23 protein-coding genes are annotated in these 20,896 nt (G+C 69.7%); 11 read left to right on the top strand and 12 right to left on the bottom strand.

The window, feature by feature from the left end; all coding sequences use genetic code 11:
• From EFJ44_RS04090 to EFJ44_RS04120, 7 genes are all read left to right on the top strand, one after another.
• Complete coding sequence (locus tag EFJ44_RS04090; protein WP_206426857.1) at positions 1 to 699, top strand: hypothetical protein; 699 nt, start codon at positions 1 to 3, stop codon at positions 697 to 699.
• Positions 699 to 1,532: an S-formylglutathione hydrolase gene (fghA, locus tag EFJ44_RS04095; RefSeq protein WP_125255888.1), complete on the top strand. Its 834-nt coding sequence runs from the start codon at positions 699 to 701 to the stop codon at positions 1,530 to 1,532. Before EFJ44_RS04090 ends, fghA begins: the two co-directional genes overlap by 1 nt.
• Positions 1,533 to 1,535: 3 nt before the next feature.
• Positions 1,536 to 1,760 carry a hypothetical protein gene (locus EFJ44_RS04100; protein WP_125255889.1) on the top strand — a complete coding sequence of 75 codons (225 nt, stop codon included), beginning with the start codon at positions 1,536 to 1,538 and terminating at the stop codon, positions 1,758 to 1,760.
• A gap of 89 nt (positions 1,761 to 1,849) precedes the next feature.
• Positions 1,850 to 2,458, top strand: a complete 609-nt coding sequence (locus tag EFJ44_RS04105; protein WP_125255890.1) for a superoxide dismutase — start codon at positions 1,850 to 1,852, stop codon at positions 2,456 to 2,458.
• Between the two features lie 100 nt (positions 2,459 to 2,558).
• Positions 2,559 to 3,503, top strand: a complete 945-nt coding sequence (locus EFJ44_RS04110; RefSeq protein WP_125255891.1) for an MBL fold metallo-hydrolase — start codon at positions 2,559 to 2,561, stop codon at positions 3,501 to 3,503.
• A 150-nt stretch (positions 3,504 to 3,653) separates the two neighbouring features.
• A complete protein-coding gene (gene rpsD, locus EFJ44_RS04115; RefSeq protein ID WP_125255892.1) occupies positions 3,654 to 4,271 on the top strand; it encodes a 30S ribosomal protein S4 in 618 nt (205 codons plus the stop codon).
• 86 nt (positions 4,272 to 4,357) lie between these two features.
• On the top strand, positions 4,358 to 4,786 hold the full coding sequence (locus tag EFJ44_RS04120) for a hypothetical protein (protein WP_125255893.1): 429 nt from the start codon (positions 4,358 to 4,360) through the stop codon (positions 4,784 to 4,786).
• 4 nt (positions 4,787 to 4,790) lie between these two features.
• Here the strand turns inward: EFJ44_RS04120 and EFJ44_RS04125 are convergent, their stop codons facing one another.
• Positions 4,791 to 5,219, bottom strand: coding sequence for an acyl-CoA thioesterase (locus tag EFJ44_RS04125; RefSeq protein WP_125255894.1), 429 nt, complete (start codon positions 5,217 to 5,219; stop codon positions 4,791 to 4,793).
• A gap of 6 nt (positions 5,220 to 5,225) precedes the next feature.
• Entirely contained in the window at positions 5,226 to 5,573 is a 348-nt protein-coding gene (gene grxD, locus EFJ44_RS04130; protein WP_125255895.1) for a Grx4 family monothiol glutaredoxin, read from the bottom strand.
• Positions 5,574 to 5,684: 111 nt separating this feature from the next.
• Between grxD and EFJ44_RS04135 the strand changes: the two genes are divergently transcribed.
• A complete protein-coding gene (locus EFJ44_RS04135; protein WP_125255896.1) occupies positions 5,685 to 6,761 on the top strand; it encodes a flavodoxin family protein in 1,077 nt (358 codons plus the stop codon).
• A gap of 3 nt (positions 6,762 to 6,764) precedes the next feature.
• On the opposite strand, the gene EFJ44_RS04140 is transcribed toward EFJ44_RS04135, so the two are convergent.
• From EFJ44_RS04140 to map, 7 genes are all read right to left on the bottom strand, one after another.
• On the bottom strand, positions 6,765 to 7,688 hold the full coding sequence (locus EFJ44_RS04140) for an aldo/keto reductase (protein WP_125255897.1): 924 nt from the start codon (positions 7,686 to 7,688) through the stop codon (positions 6,765 to 6,767).
• A 2-nt stretch (positions 7,689 to 7,690) separates the two neighbouring features.
• Complete coding sequence (locus EFJ44_RS04145) at positions 7,691 to 7,930, bottom strand: BolA family protein (RefSeq protein WP_125255898.1); 240 nt, start codon at positions 7,928 to 7,930, stop codon at positions 7,691 to 7,693.
• A 58-nt stretch (positions 7,931 to 7,988) separates the two neighbouring features.
• Entirely contained in the window at positions 7,989 to 8,504 is a 516-nt protein-coding gene (locus EFJ44_RS04150) for a GNAT family N-acetyltransferase (RefSeq protein WP_125255899.1), read from the bottom strand.
• Positions 8,501 to 9,484 carry a glycosylasparaginase gene (locus tag EFJ44_RS04155; RefSeq protein WP_241209669.1) on the bottom strand — a complete coding sequence of 328 codons (984 nt, stop codon included), beginning with the start codon at positions 9,482 to 9,484 and terminating at the stop codon, positions 8,501 to 8,503. The genes EFJ44_RS04150 and EFJ44_RS04155 overlap by 4 nt, the downstream gene beginning before the upstream one ends.
• A 149-nt stretch (positions 9,485 to 9,633) precedes the next feature.
• Positions 9,634 to 10,356 carry a RadC family protein gene (radC, locus tag EFJ44_RS04160; protein WP_125255900.1) on the bottom strand — a complete coding sequence of 241 codons (723 nt, stop codon included), beginning with the start codon at positions 10,354 to 10,356 and terminating at the stop codon, positions 9,634 to 9,636.
• A gap of 1 nt (position 10,357) precedes the next feature.
• The gene (locus EFJ44_RS04165; RefSeq protein ID WP_125255901.1) at positions 10,358 to 11,887 is read right to left on the bottom strand and encodes a M28 family peptidase; all 1,530 of its coding nucleotides are present in this window, start codon (positions 11,885 to 11,887) and stop codon (positions 10,358 to 10,360) included.
• Positions 11,888 to 11,945: 58 nt separating this feature from the next.
• Positions 11,946 to 12,767: a type I methionyl aminopeptidase gene (gene map, locus EFJ44_RS04170; protein WP_125255902.1), complete on the bottom strand. Its 822-nt coding sequence runs from the start codon at positions 12,765 to 12,767 to the stop codon at positions 11,946 to 11,948.
• Positions 12,768 to 12,853: 86 nt separating this feature from the next.
• On the opposite strand from map, the gene EFJ44_RS04175 reads away from it, so the two are divergent.
• Together EFJ44_RS04175 and EFJ44_RS04180 are read left to right on the top strand one after the other, a co-directional pair.
• Positions 12,854 to 13,612 carry a competence/damage-inducible protein A gene (locus tag EFJ44_RS04175; RefSeq protein WP_125255903.1) on the top strand — a complete coding sequence of 253 codons (759 nt, stop codon included), beginning with the start codon at positions 12,854 to 12,856 and terminating at the stop codon, positions 13,610 to 13,612.
• A gap of 4 nt (positions 13,613 to 13,616) precedes the next feature.
• On the top strand, positions 13,617 to 14,525 hold the full coding sequence (locus EFJ44_RS04180; protein WP_125255904.1) for a sugar phosphate isomerase/epimerase family protein: 909 nt from the start codon (positions 13,617 to 13,619) through the stop codon (positions 14,523 to 14,525).
• A 1-nt stretch (position 14,526) separates the two neighbouring features.
• On the opposite strand, the gene EFJ44_RS04185 is transcribed toward EFJ44_RS04180, so the two are convergent.
• Positions 14,527 to 16,026, bottom strand: a complete 1,500-nt coding sequence (locus EFJ44_RS04185; RefSeq protein ID WP_420897369.1) for a DEAD/DEAH box helicase — start codon at positions 16,024 to 16,026, stop codon at positions 14,527 to 14,529.
• A gap of 366 nt (positions 16,027 to 16,392) precedes the next feature.
• Between EFJ44_RS04185 and EFJ44_RS04190 the strand changes: the two genes are divergently transcribed.
• Positions 16,393 to 18,441 carry a TonB-dependent receptor plug domain-containing protein gene (locus tag EFJ44_RS04190; protein ID WP_164511841.1) on the top strand — a complete coding sequence of 683 codons (2,049 nt, stop codon included), beginning with the start codon at positions 16,393 to 16,395 and terminating at the stop codon, positions 18,439 to 18,441.
• A gap of 21 nt (positions 18,442 to 18,462) precedes the next feature.
• Here EFJ44_RS04190 and EFJ44_RS04195 read toward each other — a convergent pair whose 3' ends face one another.
• Entirely contained in the window at positions 18,463 to 18,702 is a 240-nt protein-coding gene (locus EFJ44_RS04195; protein ID WP_125255907.1) for a hypothetical protein, read from the bottom strand.
• 149 nt (positions 18,703 to 18,851) lie between these two features.
• Positions 18,852 to 20,792 (bottom strand): peptide MFS transporter, encoded by a 1,941-nt coding sequence (locus EFJ44_RS04200; RefSeq protein ID WP_125255908.1) that lies wholly within the window; start codon positions 20,790 to 20,792, stop codon positions 18,852 to 18,854.
• Between the last annotated feature and the right edge of the window lie 104 nt (positions 20,793 to 20,896).

Here is a 20,896-nt window from a genome sequence, read left to right on the forward strand (position 1 = left end):
GTGAAGTTCGATGCCCAGAAAGCTCTGATCGCCTATTCCGGCGTGCTGACCGCCGTCATGGTCGGCGTCCTGGTATCAGGCGCCGCCCCCGACCGCTCGGCTGAATTCAGCCAGATCGACGTGCAACGCATAAATGTGCGCGAGCCGGACGGGACGCTCCGGATGGTCATTTCCAATCAGGCGTCGTTTCCCGGCATCCCGGTACGGGGGCGGGAATACCCGCACCCGAACCGCCGCACGGCCGGCATGCTGTTCATGAACGACGAGGGCACCGAAACCGGCGGCCTTATCTGGAGCGGGGGTGAGACCAATGGAGTGCGCCACTCGACCGGGAGCCTGACCTTCGACCGCTATGAGCAGGATCAGGTGGTGCAGCTGTTCGAGGATGAGATGGGCGGCGCCCGCTCGTCGGGCGTGCGGGTCTTCGACCGGCCTGACGGCAGCATGGGCTTCGACCAGCTGGAACGTATCGGGGCCCTACCGGCGGAACAGCAGGCGGCGGCCTATGCGGAGGCCGGGTTCGGCGGCAAGCCGCGCGGCTTCTTCGGGCGGCAATCCGACGGAGCCTCGGCCGTGGTCCTGCGTGACGGGGAGGGGCGACCGCGTCTGCGCATGACCGTGACGGCCGACGGCGCCGCGAAGATCGACTTTCTGGATGAAACGGGTCAGGTGTCGCGCACCCTGACGCCGGAGGACTGATGCAGACGGTCAAACAGCACGCCGTCCACGGCGGCACGCTGCGCTATCTGAAGCACGACAGCGCCGTCACCGGCACGCCCATGACCCTGTCGGTCTTCGTCCCGCCGGGCGAGGGCCCGTTCCCGGTGCTGATCTGGCTGTCGGGCCTGACCTGCACCGAGGACAATTTCACCACCAAGGCCGGCGCCTACCAATCGGCCGCGGAACATGGCTTGATCGTCGTCGCGCCGGACACTTCGCCCCGCGGCCCGGGCGTGGCCGACGACCCGGCTTATGACCTCGGGCAGGGGGCGGGCTTCTACGTCGACGCCACCCAGGCGCCGTGGGCGCCGAACTTCCGCATGGAGACCTACGTCACGGACGAGTTGATCGCCCTGATCGATGCGGAGTTTCCCACCACGAAGACCCGCTCCATCTCCGGCCACTCAATGGGGGGGCATGGGGCGCTGACGCTGGCGCTGAACCATCCCGAACTGTTCCAGTCGGTCTCGGCCTTCGCGCCGATCTCCAGTCCGACCCGCTGCCCGTGGGGCGAGAAGGCGCTGGGCGCCTATCTCGGCGACGACCGCCGCGCTTGGTCCCGCCACGACGCGGCGCTGCGGATCGAAGGCGGAGCGGCCCACGGCGTCTACGACGACCTCCTTGTCGACCAGGGCGACGCCGACCCCTTCCTGACCGAACAGCTGAAGCCCGACCTGCTGGTCGAAGCGGCGCGGGCCTCGGGCCAGAAACTGACCCTGCGGATGCAGCCTGGCTACGACCACAGCTACTTCTTCATGGCCAGCTTCATCGCCGACCACGTGGCGTTTCACGCCCGGCGGCTTAAAGGCTGACGGATGACCGCACCCGACCACACCGAGATGTTCGCCGCCCTGTGCCGCGAGGTGGGCTTCTGCCTGCACGAGAAGGGCGAGGCGCGCGTGATCGCCGCACTGCCCCAGGGACTGGACGCCGCCGTGCGCGCCGTTCTGGCGGCCGAGGGCGTGGACGAGCCGAACGCGCCGGGCGACCTGAAGCGCGCCATCCGCGACTGCCTGAAGGCCAACCTGCCGCAGGCCTGACCGGAACGGAATCCGGCCGCCGTCGCTTGGGTTTTCAGCCCCGGCGCCTATCTGCAGCGCCTCAGGAACCCCAAGAACGGAGCCTTCCCATGGCCTTCACCCTGCCGCCCCTGCCTTACGCTTACGACGCGCTGGAACCGGCCATCGACAAGGAGACGATGACCTTCCACCACGACAAGCATCACCAGACCTACGTCGACAATCTGAACAAGGCCGTCGACGCCGACCCGGCCCTGCAGGGCAAGTCGCTGGAAGAGCTGTTCGCGACGACGTCGAAGCTGCCCAAGGCGGTGCGCAACAACGGCGGCGGGCACTGGAACCACAGCCTGTTCTGGGAGCTGTTGGCGCCTGAGGGTCAGACCGGCGAACCGTCGGCGGAGCTGAAGGCCGCCATCGACCGCGATCTGGGCGGTTTCGACAAGTTTAAGGAAGACTTCAACGCCGCCGGCGCCGGCCAGTTCGGCTCCGGCTGGGCCTGGCTGATCGTCCAGGACGGCAAGCTGAAGGTCACCTCGACCCCCAATCAGGACAATCCGCTGATGGACGTCGCGGACGAGAAGGGGACCGTGGTCCTGGGCGCCGACGTGTGGGAGCACGCCTATTATCTGAAATACCAGAACCGCCGCGCCGACTATCTGAAGGCCTTCTGGTCGGTGGTGAACTGGAACAAGGTCAACGCGCTGTTCGCCGCGGCCTGACGTCGCGGGGGCCGGACCGTCGCGGAAACTTCACCGCGGCGGTCTGGCGCCGGGCCGAAGCCTGACCATATCGACTCCCGAACTCCTGGGAGGCTGATCCATGACCGCGCATTTCAAGCTCGCCGCCGCCGCCGCGGCGCTCTCGGCCCTGCTGGCCGCCTGTTCCCCCGCCGCCGAGAAGACGGAAGGCGCCGACACGGCGGCTGCGGCGGTCCAGGCCGGCGCCGACGTCCAGCCGTTCAAGGTCGGCGCGCTGGACGTCATCGCCCTGCGCGACGGCGGCATGACCGGCGTGCCCAACGACAACAAGATCCTCGGCGTCGGCCGCACGCCGGAGGAGGTCGCGGCCGTCCTGACCGCCGCCGGCCTGCCGGGCGACAGCTTCGACCTGTCGATCCAGCCGCTGCTGGTGCGCGACGGCGACGCCGTGGTCCTGATCGACGCGGGGGCGGGCGCCGGCATGGGCGCGGGCGCGGGCAAGCTTCCGGCGTCGCTGGCCTCGGCCGGCGTTCAGCCGGGTCAGGTCACGGACGTCCTGATCTCGCACGGCCACGGCGACCATGTCGGCGGCCTGGTCACGGCCGACGGGGCCCTGACCTTTCCCAACGCCACCATCCGCATGACCGAGGCCGAATGGACCGCGCTGAAGGCGGACGCGTCCATGGCCGCCGTCGTCGCCGCCATCACGCCGAAGGTGGAGACCTTCGCGGCGAACGCGCAGGTCACGCCCTCCATCAAGGCCTACGCCATCGACGGACACACGCCCGGCCACACCGGCTATGAGATCGCCTCAGGCTCCGAGCGGCTGCTCTACATCGGCGACATGGCGCATCATCACGTCATCTCGGTGCAGCGCCCCGACTGGCGCATCCAGTTCGACGGCGACGCCCCGACCGCGCAGGCCAGCCGCAAGGCCGTCTTCGGCCGCGCCGCCGACGAGAACCTGCGCCTCTACGCCGTCCACTTCCCCTTCCCGGGCCTGGGCCGCGTGCGCCGCGAGGGCGAGACCTTCGTCTGGGTCCCGGAAACGCCCGCCCAACCTTGACGAACCGGGGCGGGGCCGTCATAAGCCCCGCCTTCACGCCACCGACCCCGTCGGCGGCGCGAGACCACTACGGACGATGCGTGGACCGCCGTTGAGATCGCATTCCCACTCCCGGGGATGCCGGGCCGCATCAGCATAGAGAGACGACGTATGTCGAAGCGCCACAGCGCCAAGTACAAGATCGACCGCGCCATGGGTGAAAACCTGTGGGGCCGGTCCAAGTCCCCGGTCAACAAGCGCAGCTACGGCCCCGGCCAGCACGGCCAGCGCCGCAAGTCCAAGGTCTCGGACTTCGGCCTGCAGCTGAAGGCCAAGCAGAAGCTGAAGGGCTACTACGGCAACATCACCGAGAAGCAGTTCGCCAAGACCTATGAGCTGGCGGCCCGCAAGAAGGGCAACACCGCCGAGGCCCTGATCGGCCTGCTGGAAGCCCGACTGGACGCCGTGGTCTACCGCGCCAAGTTCGTGCCGACCGTCTGGGCCGCGCGCCAATTCGTGAACCACGGCCACGTCACCGTGAACGGCAAGAAGGTGAACATCGCCTCCTACTCCGTGAAGATCGGCGACGTCGTCGAGGTCAAGGAAAAGAGCCGCAACATGGCCCTGGTCCTCGAAGCCCAGCAGTCGTCGGAACGCGACGTGCCGGACTATCTGGAGATCGGCGACCGCGGTTTCTCGGTCCGCTACGTCCGCGTCCCGGAACTGGCCGACGTGCCGTTCCCGGTGAAGATGGAGCCGAACCTGGTCGTGGAATACTACGCTTCGTAAGGCGGCCAGATCGAAGAACGCGAAAGGCCCTGCTCCGGCGGGGCCTTTTTCGTTTCCGAAGGTTCCGTCGGGGCCGGAATCCGGGCATGTTGCCGCTACGTCAGCGTCTCGTCGGGGAGATCGCCATGCGCGCCGCCAGCTTCGCCCTCGTTGCCCTTTCCGCCGTCGCCCTGTCCGGCTGCGGCCTGACGCGCCTGCTGGATCGCGGCGAGCCGGCGCCGACGGCCGAACTGGACCCGGCCGTCCACGCCGCCGCGGTCTCCGGCGACCGCGCCGTGGTGTGGGTCGCGTCCAACGGCTGCACCGACAAGGCAAGCCTCAGCGCCGTGGTCCAGCGCCGCCACGACGGCCCGCAGCTGGTGCTGTCGCGCCTGCGCCCCGACGACTGCGGCCGGCCGCAGTCGGTGGAGATGACCTGGACGTTTGAAGAGCTGGGGCTGAAGTCGGGCGAAAGCCTGACGATCGCGAACCCCTATCGCCGTCCGCCCGACGCCATCGACGTCGCCGCCCGCTGACGCGTCAGGCGCGCTCGAAGGCGGGAAGCATGTCCGCGGGGATGCGGTGCGGCCGCATGGTCGCGGCGTCCACCAGCACCCATTCCGTCACGCCCTGGGCGCACAGCCGGCCCTCGCCGTCCTCGATGCGGACGTAGCGGTTGAAGCGCGGACCCTGCGGCTCGCCCACCCAGGTGCGGGCCTTGACCCCGGTCGCGTCCGGGGGCAGCGGGCGGAAATAGTCGACCTCATGCCGCGTGCCGACCCACGACCACTTCGCCCGCGTCTCGGCGTCGAAGCGGGCGTTCCAGTGCGCCGTGCCCGCGTCCTGCAGCCAGCCGACGTAGACCACGTTGTTCACGTGCCCGTTCTCGTCGATGTGCTCGGGCCGGACCTCCAGCGGCAGCTCGAAGATCTCCCTGTCCGGACGCGGCTCCAGCTGCGCGCGCGGCATCCGGCGTCAGGCCTCGCCGAGGGGCACGCCCTTGTCGTTCAGCAGGGCGGTCAGCTCCCCCGCCTGGAACATCTCGCGCACGATGTCCGATCCGCCGACGAACTCGCCCTTCACGTACAGCTGCGGGATGGTCGGCCAGTCGGTGAAGACCTTGACGCCTTCGCGCAGGGCGTCGTCCTGCAGCACGTCCACGCCGACGAACGGCGCGCCGACGTGGTCGAGGATCTGCACGGCCTGCGCCGAGAAGCCGCAGCGCGGCGCGTCCGGGGTGCCCTTCATGAACAGCACCACGTCGTGGTCTCCCACGGTTTTCGCGATGAAGGCGTGGACGGGGTCGGCGGAAGCGTCGGTCACGGCAGGGCCTTTCAGGTTCGTGGCTCAGGTATGGAGGCGAGGCGGCGGGGTCAAGCGACGGAACGGCGCGCGTCACGGCCGCGTTTGTCGGCGGTCAATCCCGGAGAGCGCATGCCGACCCCAGTTCCTCGCAAGGGCATGCCCTCGCCCCGACTGAACCGCGAGGACTTCACCGCCCGATTCCTGAGCCGGTTCGCCGACCCGGCCTTCGGCGCCCTGGCGGCCGAGCTGGAGAAGATCGCCGGCGTGGCGTGGGAGGCCTACGACGAGGGGCGCAAGTCGCCGGTGACGCGCAAGGCGGGCCCCGGTTACGCGGATCCGGACTACCACCTGTCGGTCGACTGGATCGCCGCGAAGGAGATGATCGACCAGGCCCGCGCGCGCTTTGAGGATGCCGACGGCCCGCTGCGCGTCCTGCTGATCAACGGCTCGTCGCGCTCCGAGCACACCTGCCCCGGCGAGATGTCCAAGTCGTACCGCTTGGTCCAGCTGGCCGAGACGACGCTGAATGAAGCCGGGATCGAGACCACGATCCTGGACCTTTCGCGCCTGTCCAGCGAGTTCGGCCGCGACATCCACCCGTGCAAGGCCTGCTTCTCGACGGCGGCCGCGCTCTGTCACTTTCCCTGCAGCTGCTACCCGAACTATTCGCTGGGCCAGGTCCACGACTGGATGAACGACATCTATCCGATGTGGATGGAGGCCCATGGCGTCTTCATCGTCACGCCGGTCAACTGGTACCAGGTGTCCTCGCCGATGAAGCTGATGATGGACAGGCTGGTCTGCGCCGACGGCGGCAACCCCGACCCGACCCTGACCCACGGCAAGGACGCGAGGAAGGCGAAGGAAGAAGAGCTGAAGGGCTGGGACTATCCCCGTCATCTTCAGGGACGCGTCTTCTCGGTCGTGGTCCATGGGGACGTGGAGGGTGCGGAGAACGTGCGGCGCTCGGTCTCCGACTGGCTCAAGTTCATGAAGTTCACGCCCGCCGGCCCGGACGCGGAGATCGATCGGTACATCGGCTATTGGGAGCCCTACGCCACGAGCCACGACGCGCTGGATCGCGATCGGGGCATGCAGGCCGAGGTGCGGATCGCGGCGGAACAGCTGGGTCGCGCCCTGAAGGCCCGGCGCGCGGGCGAGCTGGTCACGACGTATGAGGGCCTGGAGAGTCCCCGCCAGAAATAGGGGTCAGGCCGCCGCCTTCGCGCCGGCCACGCGCGCCATCTCGATCTGGGCGGCCAGTCCGGGCGGCATGTCGCGGTCCGGCACCTCGGCCACGACCGCCAGCCGTTCCGCGCTGCCCGGACTGATGACCGCGCTCGAGACGCCCGGATCGGTCAGGACATAGGCGAGGCAGATCGTCTCCGCGGGCCAGCCCGGTGTCTGGTGCAGAAAGGCGAACGTGCCCGCGCCCGCCAGAGGATTGTCCGCCTTCCGCGGGCCGCCGAAGCCGAACAGCCCGGTCCTCTTCGGCTGGTTCACCTGCGCCGCCCTCTTCGCCGACTGGAATTCCTCGGGGAACCAGCCGTGGACGAAGACGGACATGTCCTGTTCCCGCGCAGTGCGCAGCCGGTTGCGGACCCGCCATTCCGAATTCACGTGATAGGGCGTCGACAGCACGTCGAAGGCGCCGGTCGAAACGTAGGCGTCCATCACCTCGCCCTCGCCGCTCACGCCCAGAAGGCGTACCCGCTGGTTGGCGCGCAGGGATTTCAACGCGTTCAGCGCCGTCTGCGGCAGCTCGTGGTCGGCCGGCTGGTCCAGCATCGCCACGTCGAACCAGCCCAGGCCGGAGACGCGCAACGCCCGGTCCATGGCCTCGGTCATGCCGTCCCCGGAGAAGTCGCGCTCGGATCCGCGACGTCCGTCTCCGGCGCCGAGCGTGATCGCCACCTGCACCAGCTTGCGGTCGACGTGTCGCAGGGCCTCGCCCAGCACCTCGGCGAGCACCGGGTCGGCGTTCTCCAGCCGGTAGGAATTGATGCCCGCTTCCAGCGCCGTGTAGATCAGCTCGCAGCCCGCTTGTGGGCCGCGCGCCAGATCGCGCTGGGACAGGCTGAGCGTCAGGGCCGAAACCGCCTGGCCGCCGTTGCCGAAAGGCCGGTATCGCATGCTCAGACCTCCTCGGGCGTCAGGGTTTCCAGCGCCAGCGCGTGCAGCTCGCCGCCCATCTGGCCCTTCAGGGCGGCGTAGACCGCCTGGTGCCGTCTGACGCGCGCCATGCCGGCGAAGGCCGGAGACACCACGCGGGCGCGGTAGTGATCGCCGTCGCCGGCCAGATCGACGATCTGGATGTCGGCGTCAGGAAACGCCTCGGCGATGTGCGCGCGCAGGGTTTCGGCGGACATGGGCATGCGGCGGACGCTCTCCGGACTTCGCCGCCAAGGGTGCCGGGTAAACCTTAACGGGCGGCTACGGGCGCGGCCGCTCAAGCAGGATCACCGGCTCGCCCCGATAGGTCGTGCGGACGTACTCGGCATAGCCCACGCGCTCCGCCAGCGCCCGCGACGGCCCGTTCTCCGGCGAGATCATGCAGACCGTGCGCGGCGCCTTCAGCACGCCGTCGCACCAGTCCAGCGCGGCGCGCACGCCTTCCCCCGCCAGTCCCTGGCCCTGGAACCGCGGCGCGACGCCCCAGCCCAGTTCGGGCACGTCGATGGGGGGATCGACCACGCGGCGATAGTCCAGCACGCCGACGCTGCCCACGTACTCGCCCGTCGCGGTCAGCCGCATGGCCCAGTTGCCGTAGCCGACGGCCGCCCAGTGTCCGACGTCGCGCAGCAGACGCGTCCAGACGTCCTCGGAACTCAGGCCCGCGGGAAAGATGTGCCGCACGAACTCCGGGTCCGACCAAAGGGCGCACAGCTCCGGCCACTCGGCCTCGGTCATGGGGGCCAGCGTCAGCCGCGCCGTCGTCAGCACCGTCATGCGAACAGCGCCCCGGCCCGTTCCATCCGGGTCTCGCCCGTCGCGTCCGTCACCGCGTAGGTGAACCCGGGTTGCAGGGCGAAGCCGCCCGCGCGCCCGCGCTTGTCCAAGGCCAGCAGCGCCACCTGACTGCCGGCCACCCTCGTGCCCCGCAGACGCGCCAGCCGCTCGATCACGCTGCGACAGGCGGCCGTCGGATCCATCCCGTGCCGCATCGCTTCGACGACCGCGTGGCTGCCCGCCACCCGCACCACGTCCTCGCCCACGCCGGTCGCCGTCGCGCCGCCCACCTCTCCGTCGACGTAAAGGCCCGCGCCGACGATCGGACTGTCGCCGACCCGCCCGCGCATCTTGAAGGCCATGCCAGACGTCGTGCAGGCGCCCGCCATCCGGTTCTGGCCGTCGATCGCCAGCAGGCCGATGGTGTCGTGATTGTTCGGCCCCCCCGGCATCGACGCCCAGCCCTCGTTCTCGCTGTTGGGGCGCGGGGCGTATTCGCTGCTCTTCAGCCACTCGCGCCACGCCGCCTCGGCCGCCGGGGTCAGCAGGCTCTGCGTCGGAAAGCCCTGCGCCACCGCGAACTCCCGCGCCCCGGCGCCGACCAGCATCCAGTGCGGCGTCCTCTCCATGACCTGCCGCGCGACCGAGACGGCGTGGACCACGTCCTCCAGCGCCGCGACGGCGCCGATGCCGCCCTCATGGTCCATGACGCAGGCGTCCAGCGTCACCCGCCCGTCGCGGTCGGGCATTCCGCCGAGGCCGACCGAACCGTTGCCGCCCTCCGCCTCCACCACCCGTCCCCCCGCCTCGACCATGTCCAGCGCGGCGCCGCCGGCGCGTCGACGCTCCAGGCCCGCCGCATTGGCCTGCCGCCCGAAGTCCCAGGTCGACACCATCACGGCGGGCGGCGGGTCGGAGAGGGCGGCGGGGGCCACAGGCATCAGAGCTCCAGCGGCCAGGGCTTCGCGTCGTGTGGCCATTTTCATCTCCGCTCATCCCGGCGAAAGCCGGGACCCAGTGCTTTGGGCGACGACCGCTTCCAAGTTGACGGACTGTCGATCCCCGACGCCTGCGCTTCAAGCAAAAGAACTGGATCCCGGCTTTCGCCGGGATGAGCGGGATGCAGAATTCACATCAACCCCAACTGCTTGAAACTGGCCACGCCCTCGCGCCCCACCACCAGATGGTCGTGCACCGTGAGCCCCAGCGCCCGCGCCGCCTCGACCACCTGCTTCGTCATGTCGACGTCCGCCCGGCTCGGCGTCGGATCGCCGGACGGATGGTTGTGCACGATGATCAGATTCTTCGCCGAGAGCTCCAGCGCCCGCCGCATCACCTCGCGCGGATAGACCGGCGCGTGATCGACCGTGCCCCGGTTCTGCACCTCGTCCAGGATCAGCTGGTTCTTGTTGTCCAGATACAGCACCCGAAACTGCTCGCGCGGCTCATGCTGCAGCGACAGCCGCACATAGGCCAGCAGCGAGGTCCAGCTGGAGATGACGGCGCGCTTGCCGGCCTCCTCCTTCGCCACGCGCCGCGCGACCTCGTGCAGGGCCGCCAGATCCAATGCCGTCTCGGCGCCCACGCCCTTGGTGCGGCCCCTCGCGTCCTCTGCCCGCACGGTCATCAGGTCCTCGACCGAGGCAGCCAGCACCGCCGCCAGCGAGCCGAACCGGGACAGCAGGGCCTTGGCGATCGGCTTCACGTCCCCCTGCGGCTGGCTGCGGAACAGGAACAGCTCCAGCAGCTCATAGTCCGGCAGGTGGTGGACGCCCGCGCCGCGCGCGCGGTCCCGCAGGCGCTCCCGGTGGCCCGCGTGGTGGGGCTTCCTGGCGGGCACGCCCTCGGCCACGTCAGTTCCCGCGCGGCCGGTTCGGGCTGTCCGGCAGCCACTGCGGCGGCTGGTCGGCGTCGGCGACCGCCTCGACCAGGGCGAACCAGAAGGTATGGAAGTCCGCCTGCGCCTGGAAGTCGATCGGCGTGGTGAGGTCGTCCTGCGGCGCGTGATAGCGGCGGCGGTACCAGTCCAGATAGGCGTCGTGGGCCGGGGTGCCGTAGTCGAGGCCGAACAGGAAGCTGACCGCCGGCACGCCCTTCTGCATGAAGGGCCAGTGGTCCGAGCGCCGCAGCAGACCGCGCTCCGGCTCCCGGTCGGGCCGCACCTCGATGCCCATGGGCCCGGCGACGTCGCGCACGGTCTGGCCCAAGGTCGAGTCGTCCAGCGCCAGGGTGGTCAGGATGGTCAGCGGATAAAGGGGTCGGAGCTGGTCCAGGTTCAGCACGGCCACCGGCGTCGGCGCGCCGGGCGTCGGGTGATCCGCCAGCCAGCGCGATCCCCACAGTCCCTTCTCCTCGCCGGTCACCGCCGCGAAGATCACTGGCCGTCGCCATCCCCGTCCCGCGCGTTCGTCGGCCAGCGTCATGAGGGTCGCCACATAGGCGGCGTCGTCGAACGTCCCGTTGTACAGGCCGTCGCCGTCCACCGGCGTGCCGTAACCATAGCCGTCCAGGTGGGCGATCAGCAGGATGGGCTGGTCGGCCAGCGCCGGGTCCGTGCCCGGCAGCACGCCCAGCACGTTGGCCGAGGCATAGGCGCGCTCGCGCGTGGCGAAGGTCGCCTGCAGGCGGGCCTTCAGTTCGAAGGGCGGCAGTGCCTCATTGCGCCCGCCCGCGGCCAGCACGGCGGCGCCGTCCAGGCCCGCGGCGGCGGCCAGCGCCTCGAAGGTCGGCGCGGCCATCCTCAGCGACGGGATGGTCGCCGCGCCCGGGGTCATTTCGGCCAGGATCACGCTGCGGGCATAGGCCAGCGGCCAGCGCGGCGGTTCGACCGTGAAGCTCATGTCGTCGACGTTGACGATCGCCACGGCGCCCGCTTCCGTCGCCGCGCGCAGCCGGCCGCCGCCGGTGGTCTGCCCCTCGCGCCGCGCGCCCAGGCAGACGACGATCTTCTCGGACACGTCGGCCATGTCCTCCGGCCGGCACCAGCCGCGCCAGACCATCGGCGCGTCGAGGCTCGCCGCCAGATCCCACTGCGGACCCACCGAGATCTCGTGCAGGAAGCGCAGCGGCCGGCGGGTCCCGTCTTCGTGCAGGACCGTCAGGCTGGTGCCCTCGGCCGTCACCTCCACGTCCTTGAAGGCGATGTTCTGGAACCAGCCGCCGTCGTCGCCCGCCGGCCTCAGCCCCGCCGCGTCGAACCGCTCCGCGACCATGGCGGCGGCGCGGTCGTAACCGGGGGAGCCGGTGTCGCGCCCCTCCATCTCGTCCGAGGACAGGGCCCTGGTGGTCTCCCACCAGTTCGCCGTCCGCGCGTCCAGCGCGGGGCCGCCCGCGCACCCCGCCAGCGTCAGGGCGGCCAGCGCCGGCATCCAGAATTTCCGCATGATCGACGTCCTCCAGCCCACGCGACGGTGACCCGCCGCCCGGCCGGGCGTCAACCGCTCAGAATTTCGGCCGGAACAGGCCCGCGGGGCTGGCGGTGAACAGCTCGACCCCGTCCTCGGTCACGCCGACGGTGTGCTCGCACTGGGCCGACAGCGACTTGTCGCGGGTGACGGCGGTCCAGCCGTCGCTCAGCACCTTCACGTGCGGCTTGCCCAGGTTCACCATCGGCTCGATGGTGAAGAACATGCCGGTCTTCAGCACCGCGCCCTCGCCGCGCCGGCCGTAGTGCAGGACGTTCGGGCTGTCATGGAACAGCCGGCCGATGCCGTGGCCGCAGAAGTCGCGCACGACGCTCATGCGGTTGGCCTCGACCACTTGCTGGATGGCCCAGCCGATGTCGCCGAAGGTGTTCCCCGGCTTCACCATCGCCAGCCCCGCCTCGAGCGAGTCATAGGTGACGTCGATCAGTTTGCGCGCCCGGGTGTTGATCTCGCCGATCGCGTACATGCGGCTCGAGTCGCCGTGCCAGCCGTCCACGATCACCGTGTGATCGATGTTGACGACGTCGCCTTCCTTCAGCACCCGGTCGCCGGGAATGCCGTGGCAGACGACGTGGTTGATCGAGGTGCAGACGGTCTTCTCATAGCCCTTGTAGCCCAGGCAGGCGGGCAGGGCCCCGTGGTCGAGGGTGAACTCGCGGATGCGGTCGTCGATCTCCTGCGTCGTGATGCCGGGAACCGCGAACTCCGTGATCATGTCCAGCGCCTGCGCCACCAGCTTCCCGGCCGCGCGCATGCCCTCGAACGCCTCCGTGTCATGCACACGGATCTCGTGGGTGCGGACCAGGACGTCGTCGTCCAGCTCGGGCGTCTCGTACATTCAGGAAGTCTTCGTCAGGCGGCGGAGGGATGCAGGTGGACACGATAGCACATTCGCGCAACCGCGGGATCGGCTAGACAGGCGACATGACGACGCCATCACCCACCGCCGCCGTTCTGGTCATCGGAGACGAGGTCCTGTCCGGACGGACGCAGGACACGAACACCCACACGATCGCGCGCTTCCTGTCGGCTCTCGGCGTCGACCTGATCGAGGCGCGGGTGATCGGCGACGACGTCGAGCGGATCGTCGAGGCGCTGAACGCCCTGCGCGCGGCCCACGACTACGTCTTCACCACCGGCGGCATCGGCCCGACCCACGACGACGTGACGGCCGAAGCGGCGGCGCAGGCCTTCGGCGTGGCCCTGCCGGAGCATCCGGCGGCATTGGCCATCCTGCAGAAGCGATACGGCGACGACTTCAACGCCGCCCGCCGACGCATGGCGCGAATCCCCGAGGGCGGCGTCCTGATCGCCAATCCGGTGACCGACGCCCCCGGCTTCCAGATCGGCAACGTCTTCGTCATGGCCGGCGTGCCGAAGATCATGACGGCCATGCTCGAGGACGTGGTCCCCCGCCTTCGCACCGGCGCCGTCGTGCATTCGCGCACCCTGCGCGTGAGGGGAGTGGGCGAGGGCAGCGTGGCGGAAACCCTGTCCGCCGCCGCCCGCGCGAACAGGGATCTCAGCTTCGGCAGTTATCCGTTCGGACACGGCTCGATCGGCGAGATCGGGACCAATCTGGTGGTCCGCGGACGGGAACAGGCCGCCGTAGAGGCGGGGGCGCGCGCCTTGGCCGAGGCGCTGCGCGCCGCGGACGTCTCCGTCGAAGCCGTGGGGGCGTGAGCGGATGCCGCCCCTCTCCCGCCGGGCCGTGCTGGCCGCGGCGCCCGCCGCACTTGCGGCCTGCGCCACCCTTCCGGGTCGGGTGCCCCCGGTGATCGGACTGCAGCTGTTCAGTCTCGGCGACATGGTCGAGCGCGACCTCGACGGCACGCTCGCCGCCGTCGCGTCGATCGGCTTCCGGACGGTCGAGACCGCGGGTCTGGCCGGTCGCACGGCCTCGCAGTTCCGCGCGGCGCTGGACCGTGCGGGTCTGGAAGCGCCGGCCATGCACGTCGGCTGGGACGCCCTGACCGGGGATCTCGAGACGGTGGCTAGGGACGCCCGGACGCTGGGGGCCGCCCACGTCGTCCTGCCCACCTTTCCCCCACCGGACGGCGCGTCGGGGGCGGCCGACGGACAGGGCTGGAGCGAGTGGATGGCCGGCGTCGGCGCGGCCATGACCGCCGACGACTGGCGCCGCCTCGCCGACAGGATGAACCGCATCGGGCGGGACCTCTCCGTCTCCGGCGTGCGGCTGGCCTATCACAACCACGATCCGGAGTTCCGGCCCTTGGGCGACGCCACGGCGCTGGACGTGCTGATGGACGCGACCGATCCGGCTCTGGTGGATTTCGAGCTGGACGTCGGCTGGGCCGTGACGGGGGGTCTGGATCCGGCCGCCCTGATCGCCGCGCGGTCCGACCGCATACGCCTGCTGCATCTCAAGGACGTGCGTCCCGAGGGGCCTCCGGGCTTCGCTCTTCGGCTGACCTCGGTCGCCGCCGGCACGGGCGTGGTCGACTGGCCGCGCCTGCTGAACGCGGCGCGCGCCGCCGGCATCGCCCTCATGTTCCTGGAGCAGGAACAGTTCGACCGCCCCCGGCTGGAGGCGGTCGAAGCCGGCTTCGATTTTCTGACGAGGGCGGCGGGCTAGATCAGCCCGCCTTCTGGCCGCCGTACCCCTTGCCGCCGTTCGACGGGCGGCGACGGCGCGGGCGGCGCTTCAGCTCGCCGACGGGCCTGGGCTCGGCCGAAGGCGCCGGGCGTTCGCCGGCCATCGGATCGTAGGTCTTCACCGCCGCCGGACGCTCGGCGTGATGCGTCCGGTCTCGCTGGCCGCCCGGCTTGCGCGCCCGATGCGGCTGGCCGCCGCTCTCGGGGCGCTCGCCCTGACGGCGGTTGCGGCCGCGGCCGCCGCGGCCCTGCTGCTCCTGACGTTCGGAGACGCCGGCCGAGTCGATGCTCGCCTTCTTGCCCACCCCGGCGGCCATGATGGTCGCGTCCAGCTGGGCCAGTTGCTTGTCGTTGCGGCGGTCGATGGCCGGGATCTTCTGGCGGGTGGTCTTCTCCACGTCGCGCAGGAGCTTCATCTCGTCGCCCGCGACGAAGCTGATCGCCGTGCCGTCCTTGCCCGCCCGCGCGGTGCGGCCGATGCGGTGGACGTAGCTTTCCGGCACGTGCGGCAGCTCGAAGTTGACGACGTGGGTCACCTTGTCGACGTCGATGCCGCGCGCGGCGATGTCGGTGGCGACCAGCACGCGCAGCTTGCCGTCCTTGAAGGCCTGAAGCGCGCGCTCGCGCTGCGGCTGGCTCTTGTTGCCGTGGATGGCCCCGGCCTCGACGCCGCCGGCTTCCAGGTAGGCCGCGACCTTGTCGGCGCCGTGCTTGGTCTTGGTGAAGACCAGGCAGCGCGTATAGGCGGGATCGCTGAACAGCTCGGTCAGCAGGGCGCGCTTCTTGCCCTGTTCGACCCAGATCACCGACTGCTTGATGCGCTCGACAGTGGTCGCCTGGGGCGTCACCTGCACGCGGACGGGGTCCTTCAGCAGGTCCGACGCCAGCTTGCCGATCTCCGACGGCATGGTGGCCGAGAAGAACAGGTTCTGGCGGCGCGCCGGCAGCTTCGCCGTGATCTGGCGGATCGGCTTGATGAAGCCCAGGTCCAGCATCTGGTCGGCTTCGTCCAGGACGAAGATTTCGGTCTGCGACAGGTCGACGTTCTTCTGCTGGATGTGGTCCAGCAGGCGACCCGGCGCGGCGACCAGGACGTCCAGACCCTGCTGCAGGGCGCGCTCCTGCGCCCCGTACTTCACGCCGCCGAAGACCACGGCGACGCGGAAGCCCAGGTTCTTGCCGTAGGTCTTGAAGCTCTCGGCGATCTGGGTGGCGAGTTCGCGCGTGGGGCTCAGCACCAGGCAGCGCGTGGTGCGCGGCACCGGCGGGGTGCGGTTGGCGGCCAGCCGGTGCAGGATCGGCAGGGCGAAGGCGGCGGTCTTGCCGGTGCCCGTCTGGGCGATGCCCAGCAGGTCCTTGCCCGCCATCACGTCGGGGATGGCCTTGGTCTGGATCGGGGTGGGCGTCTCATAGCCCGCGGCCTTCAGCGCGCTCAGCAGCTGCGGGTTCAGGCCGAAGGTCTCGAAGTTCGATTGCGTCACGTGGCGTCTTTCATGTGCGAAGACGCGCGCGGCCGGACGGTTGTCGGGCATCGACGCACGCCTTCGGGCCCATGCCGGGCCTTCAGTGCGGGCGTCGCCCCGCGTGTCGTGGCGACGAATGATCTTGAGGAACCGGCCGCTGCTACGGAAAAGCCCGGGAAGGGGCCCACACGCGCCGGAGCGCCGGTCGTCGCGAGGGTGCGACGGCCCCGCAGATGGGCGTCCAATGGGGCCAAGTCAAGGCAAGGAGGCCGAGCCGCCGCGCTTCCGCCCGGAACCTGTCTCCGAATTCACCCACCTTGCCGCCTTGTAACTGGAGGGCGGAGACGGCGCGGTCCACTCAGGCTGCCGACAGGGAGAGGGACGATGAAGACCATTCTGACGACGGGTGCGGCGATCTGCGCGCTCATGGCCGGAACGGCGCAGGCGCAGGTGATCCAGACGCCGACTGCCGACCCGACGTCCGCCGCCGACCAGACCGGCGTGCTGGTCTTCACGCCTGACTTCTTCGCCAACGCCTCGCCCAACACCGCGCTCGACATGATCGCGCGCCTCCCGGGCTTCCAGTTCAATCCGGGGAACAACGGCACGCGCGGCTTCGCCGGCGCGGCGGGCAATGTGCTGATCGACGGCGACCGGCCGTCGTCCAAATCCGACGGGCTGGAGGGCGTCCTCCGCCGCATCTCGGCCGACAGCGTGGAGCGCATCGAACTGATCCGCGGCGGCGCGCCGGGCATCGACATGCAGGGCCAGACGGTGGTCGCCAACGTCGTGCTGAAGCGCACCGTGACCACCGAGCGGGTCCTGGAAGCCAACGCCTACTTCTATCCGGACGGTTATGTCGGTCCGGTCCTGGCCGGCCAGTGGTCGCGCCGCGAGGGCGAGACTCAGACCGAGGCCAGCTTCTCGGCCACCACCGACCGCACCGACGGCACCGGCGACGGCTTCCGACGGCGCTACGACGTCAACGGGAACCTGATCCAGGACGCCGACCTGGTCCTGTGGGACCGCTTCCGCAACATCCGCGGCACGGGCGCGATCCAGCGTACCGTGGCCGGCGGGCGCCTGCGCGTGAACGCCCTGCTGGGCTGGGGCACGCACGAGTTCGAACAGGACCTGCTGATCCGTTCCGGCCCCGGCGCCGACAGCTTCAACGTCGAGGAGAACGAGGAGCTCGACGGCGAGCTGGGCGTGAACTGGTCGCGCGATCTGAGCCCGCGCACCTCCCTCGAACTCACCGCCCTGCAGCGCTACGGGCAGGAAGAATACGTCGGCGATTCCGCCGGATCGGGCAACACCTCGACCTTCACCGCCGACGCCACGGCCGGCGAGTCCATCGCCCGGGGGGTGCTGCGCTTCCGCCCCAACGACCGCTGGGCCTACGAGACCGGCGGCGAGGTGGCCTACAACTTCCTCGACAGCGACACGGCCTATTCCGAGAACGGCGTCCCTGTGCCGCTCGGCAACGCGTCGGTGAAGGTCGAGGAGCTGCGCGGCGAGGTCTTCGGCCAGGCGACGTGGCGCCCCTCGGACCGCTGGACCATCGAGGCCGGCCTGCGGGTCGAGGTGTCGGAGATCAGCCAGTCGGGCGACACCGACCTGTCGAAGTCGTTCGTCTATCCCAAGCCCCGTCTGCAGGCGACCTTCACCCCCGCGCCGGGGCACCAGTTCCGCCTTCGCGTGGAACGTGAGGTGGGCCAGCTGGACTTCGGCGACTTCGTCGCCTCGGCCGACATCGACATCGGCCAGGTCGAGGCCGGAAATCCGGATCTCGAGCCGCACAAGGCGTGGGAGATCGAGGCCGTCTACGAACGTCGCTTCTGGGACAAGGGCGTCTTCGACGTCACCTACCAGCACGCGGAGGTCGAGGACGTCATCGACATCATCCCGCTGGTCGGCGGTTTCGAGGGCGTGGGCAACATCGGCGACGGCACCTCCGACTTCTTCCAGCTGCGCCTGACCCTGCCCACGGACCGGCTGGGCGTTCCCGGCGGCCGCCTGATCGCCCGCGGAAGCTGGTCCTGGACCGAGGTCACCGATCCGCTGACCGGCGAGCCGCGCCGCTTCCAGGGCAACCAGTATTTCGGCTGCGGCGTCGACTTCAATCAGGACCTGGCCGGCGGCCGATGGTCCTGGGGCTTGCAGCACGGGTGCAACGTCGACCGGGGAACCAGCTTCCGCATCCGCGAGGTGCGTGAAGGCTACTCCGAGCCCTTCGTCACCCTGTGGGGCCAGTGGAAGCCGGACGACCGCACGACGGTCCGCCTCGACCTCGGCAACGCCACGGACCGGCAGAACGGCTACGACCGCGACATTTACACCGGCCCCCGCGACGTCAGCCCCGTCGCCTACCGCGAGGTGCGCCGCACGAAGATGAGCCCTTGGCTGTTCGTCCAGGTCCGCCGCACGTTCTGATCCGCGACGCCGGGCGCCGCGTCAGTTCCAGGGCTGCGCTCCGCGGCAGTACGGACGGCCGTTGTAGAGGAAGCAGTATTCGACGCCGCCGGCGGTGACGATCCAGGCGCTGTCCCCGGAAGCGGCGTCCTGGGCGGGCTGGGCGGCAGCGGCCGTCCGGGCTTCGGCTTCGGCGCGCGCGGTCAGCCCGGCTCCGCCGACCACGCCGGCCACGCCCGCGACGACGGCGGTGACGATCAGGGTTGCGGTTTGCTTATGCATGGATGCTCCTCCTGGAAAGGGAAAGCGTCGCCAGGTGGCCGGAATGCGTCAATCCGGGCGGGCCTGACGATGTGTGACGGTCGCGCCGCCCACAAAAAAGGCGGCTCCGTCACCGGAGCCGCCCTCTTCGTTTCAGCGGTGATGCGCGATCACAGCGTGGTGGTCTGCGGACGGGCGACGTTGCCGTCCTCCTGACCCCGATCGGTCAGCGTCGGTCCGGGGTGGTTGTCCGGATCGTTCACCCCGTGGGACCACTTCTTGATGAAGAAGCTGATCAGGATGAAGCCGATCCCGATCCCCACGCCCCACAGGCCGATCATGTTGAAGGTGTCGAGCGAGGTCTGCAGCGCGGCCTCGGGGTTGGTCACCTGGCCGCCCACCGTCTCGGTGCCCGCGGCGGCGGCGATGATGCCGCCGACGAAGTGGGCGATCGACGACGCCATGAACCAGACCGCCATCATGAAGGACACGATCGAGGCCACCGAGAGCTTGGTGATCTCGGACAGGCCGACGGGGCTGAGGAACAGCTCGCCGGTCGTGTGCAGCAGATAGAGCAGCCCCAGCAGCACCAGCGGCGTGCGGAAGGCGTCGTCCACCATGCCGGAGTTGGCGCCCCAGACCACGACCAGGAAGCCCAGGCCGACCTGGATGATGCCCAGGCCGAACTTCACCACCGGGTTCGGGTCCATCTTGCGCGAGGCCAGGAAGGCCCACAGCGCCGCCAGCACGGGCGCCAGGATCAGGATGAAGCCGGCGTTGAACGACTGGGTCTGGGCCGCGGTGATCGAGGTGTCGATCCACAGCCCGCCCGTCGTGGCGATGCCCGCGGCGGCCAGCTGATCGGGCGTGCCGTAGGGGATGCCCAGGATCGTGCCGGCCGTCTGCGTCAACGACAGGTCGACGTTCCGGTCGGCGAACAGGTTCAGCGACGAGCCTGCCTGTTCGAACAGGGTGAAGAACACCATCGAGCCGAAGATCAGCACCATGGCCAGCATCATCCGCTCACGGGCCACCTTGTCGCCCCGCAGCTTGAAGACGATGAACCAGGTGATGAACGACAGCGAGGCGATGATCGAGGCGATCAGGCCCCAGCCCACCAGCCCGTGGTTCGGCACGACGAAGTACAGCGCCGCCACGCCGACGAAGCCCAGCAGATAGATCAGCCATTCGCGGTTGATCGGCCCGAGCACGGGCTTCTTGATCAGTTCGGGATAGGGGCTCTCGCCCTTGCCCTGCAGCAGGGGCTTGCCCAGCCAGAAGACCAGCAGGCCCAGCGCCATGCCGACGCCCGCCAGGCCGAAGCCCCAGCTCCAGCCGTAGTTCTGGCCCAGGTAGCCGCACAGCACGGCCGCCCAGAACGCCCCCAGGTTGATGCCGTAGTAATAGAGGGTGAAGCCGGAATCCCGCCGCGGATCGCCCTGCTTGTAGAGCTGTCCGACCAGGGTCGAGATGTTGGGCTTCAGGAAGCCCACCCCCATGATGATCAGCGACAGGGCCAGATAGAAGGCCATGACGCCGTTCTGGTCGCGCTCGGCTTCCAGCTCATAGCTGCCGCTGGGCAGCACGTTGGGCAGGGCGCCGCCGGGGGCCAGGCCCTCGATCGTCAGGCCGTCTTCGCCGGATGTGTACTCGTACGCCTGGCCGTCGACCAGCAGTCGCGTTTCGCGGGCCGCCGCGCGGCCTTCGATCTGGACCGAATACTCCTGACCGCCATAGGTCAGGGTCTGGGTCGCCGGACGCCCCTCGAAGGCCATCAGTCCGTGGCCCATCACCAGAAGGACCGCGCCGAACATGATCGCCTTGCGCGTCCCTATGTAACGGTCCGCCACGATGCCGCCGATCAGCGGCAGCAGGTAGACCAGCGAGCCGTACGTTCCGTACTGGCCGCTGGCGAAGCCGTCGTCGAACAGGAAGTGCTGCGTCAGGAAGAAGATCAGCAGGCCCCGCATGCCGTAGAAGGAGAAGCGCTCCCACATCTCGGCGAAGAAGCAGATGATCAGACCCCTGGGATGCCCCTTCAGGATCTGCATCAGCACGGGCAAGCCCGTGACGAGGGTGATGATCACCCCCAGCAGAATGACGACGTTCATGCCTACCCTTGGACTGCCGGGCTTGCGCCCGTGTTGAACCCTCGCGGATCACGCCAGCGCGCGTCCGCCCCCATGTCGCGCGGATAAGGCCATCGCAAAACCGT

It is taken from the genome of Brevundimonas fluminis (assembly GCF_003934285.1).
In the GTDB taxonomy this organism is placed as follows: domain Bacteria; phylum Pseudomonadota; class Alphaproteobacteria; order Caulobacterales; family Caulobacteraceae; genus Brevundimonas; species Brevundimonas fluminis.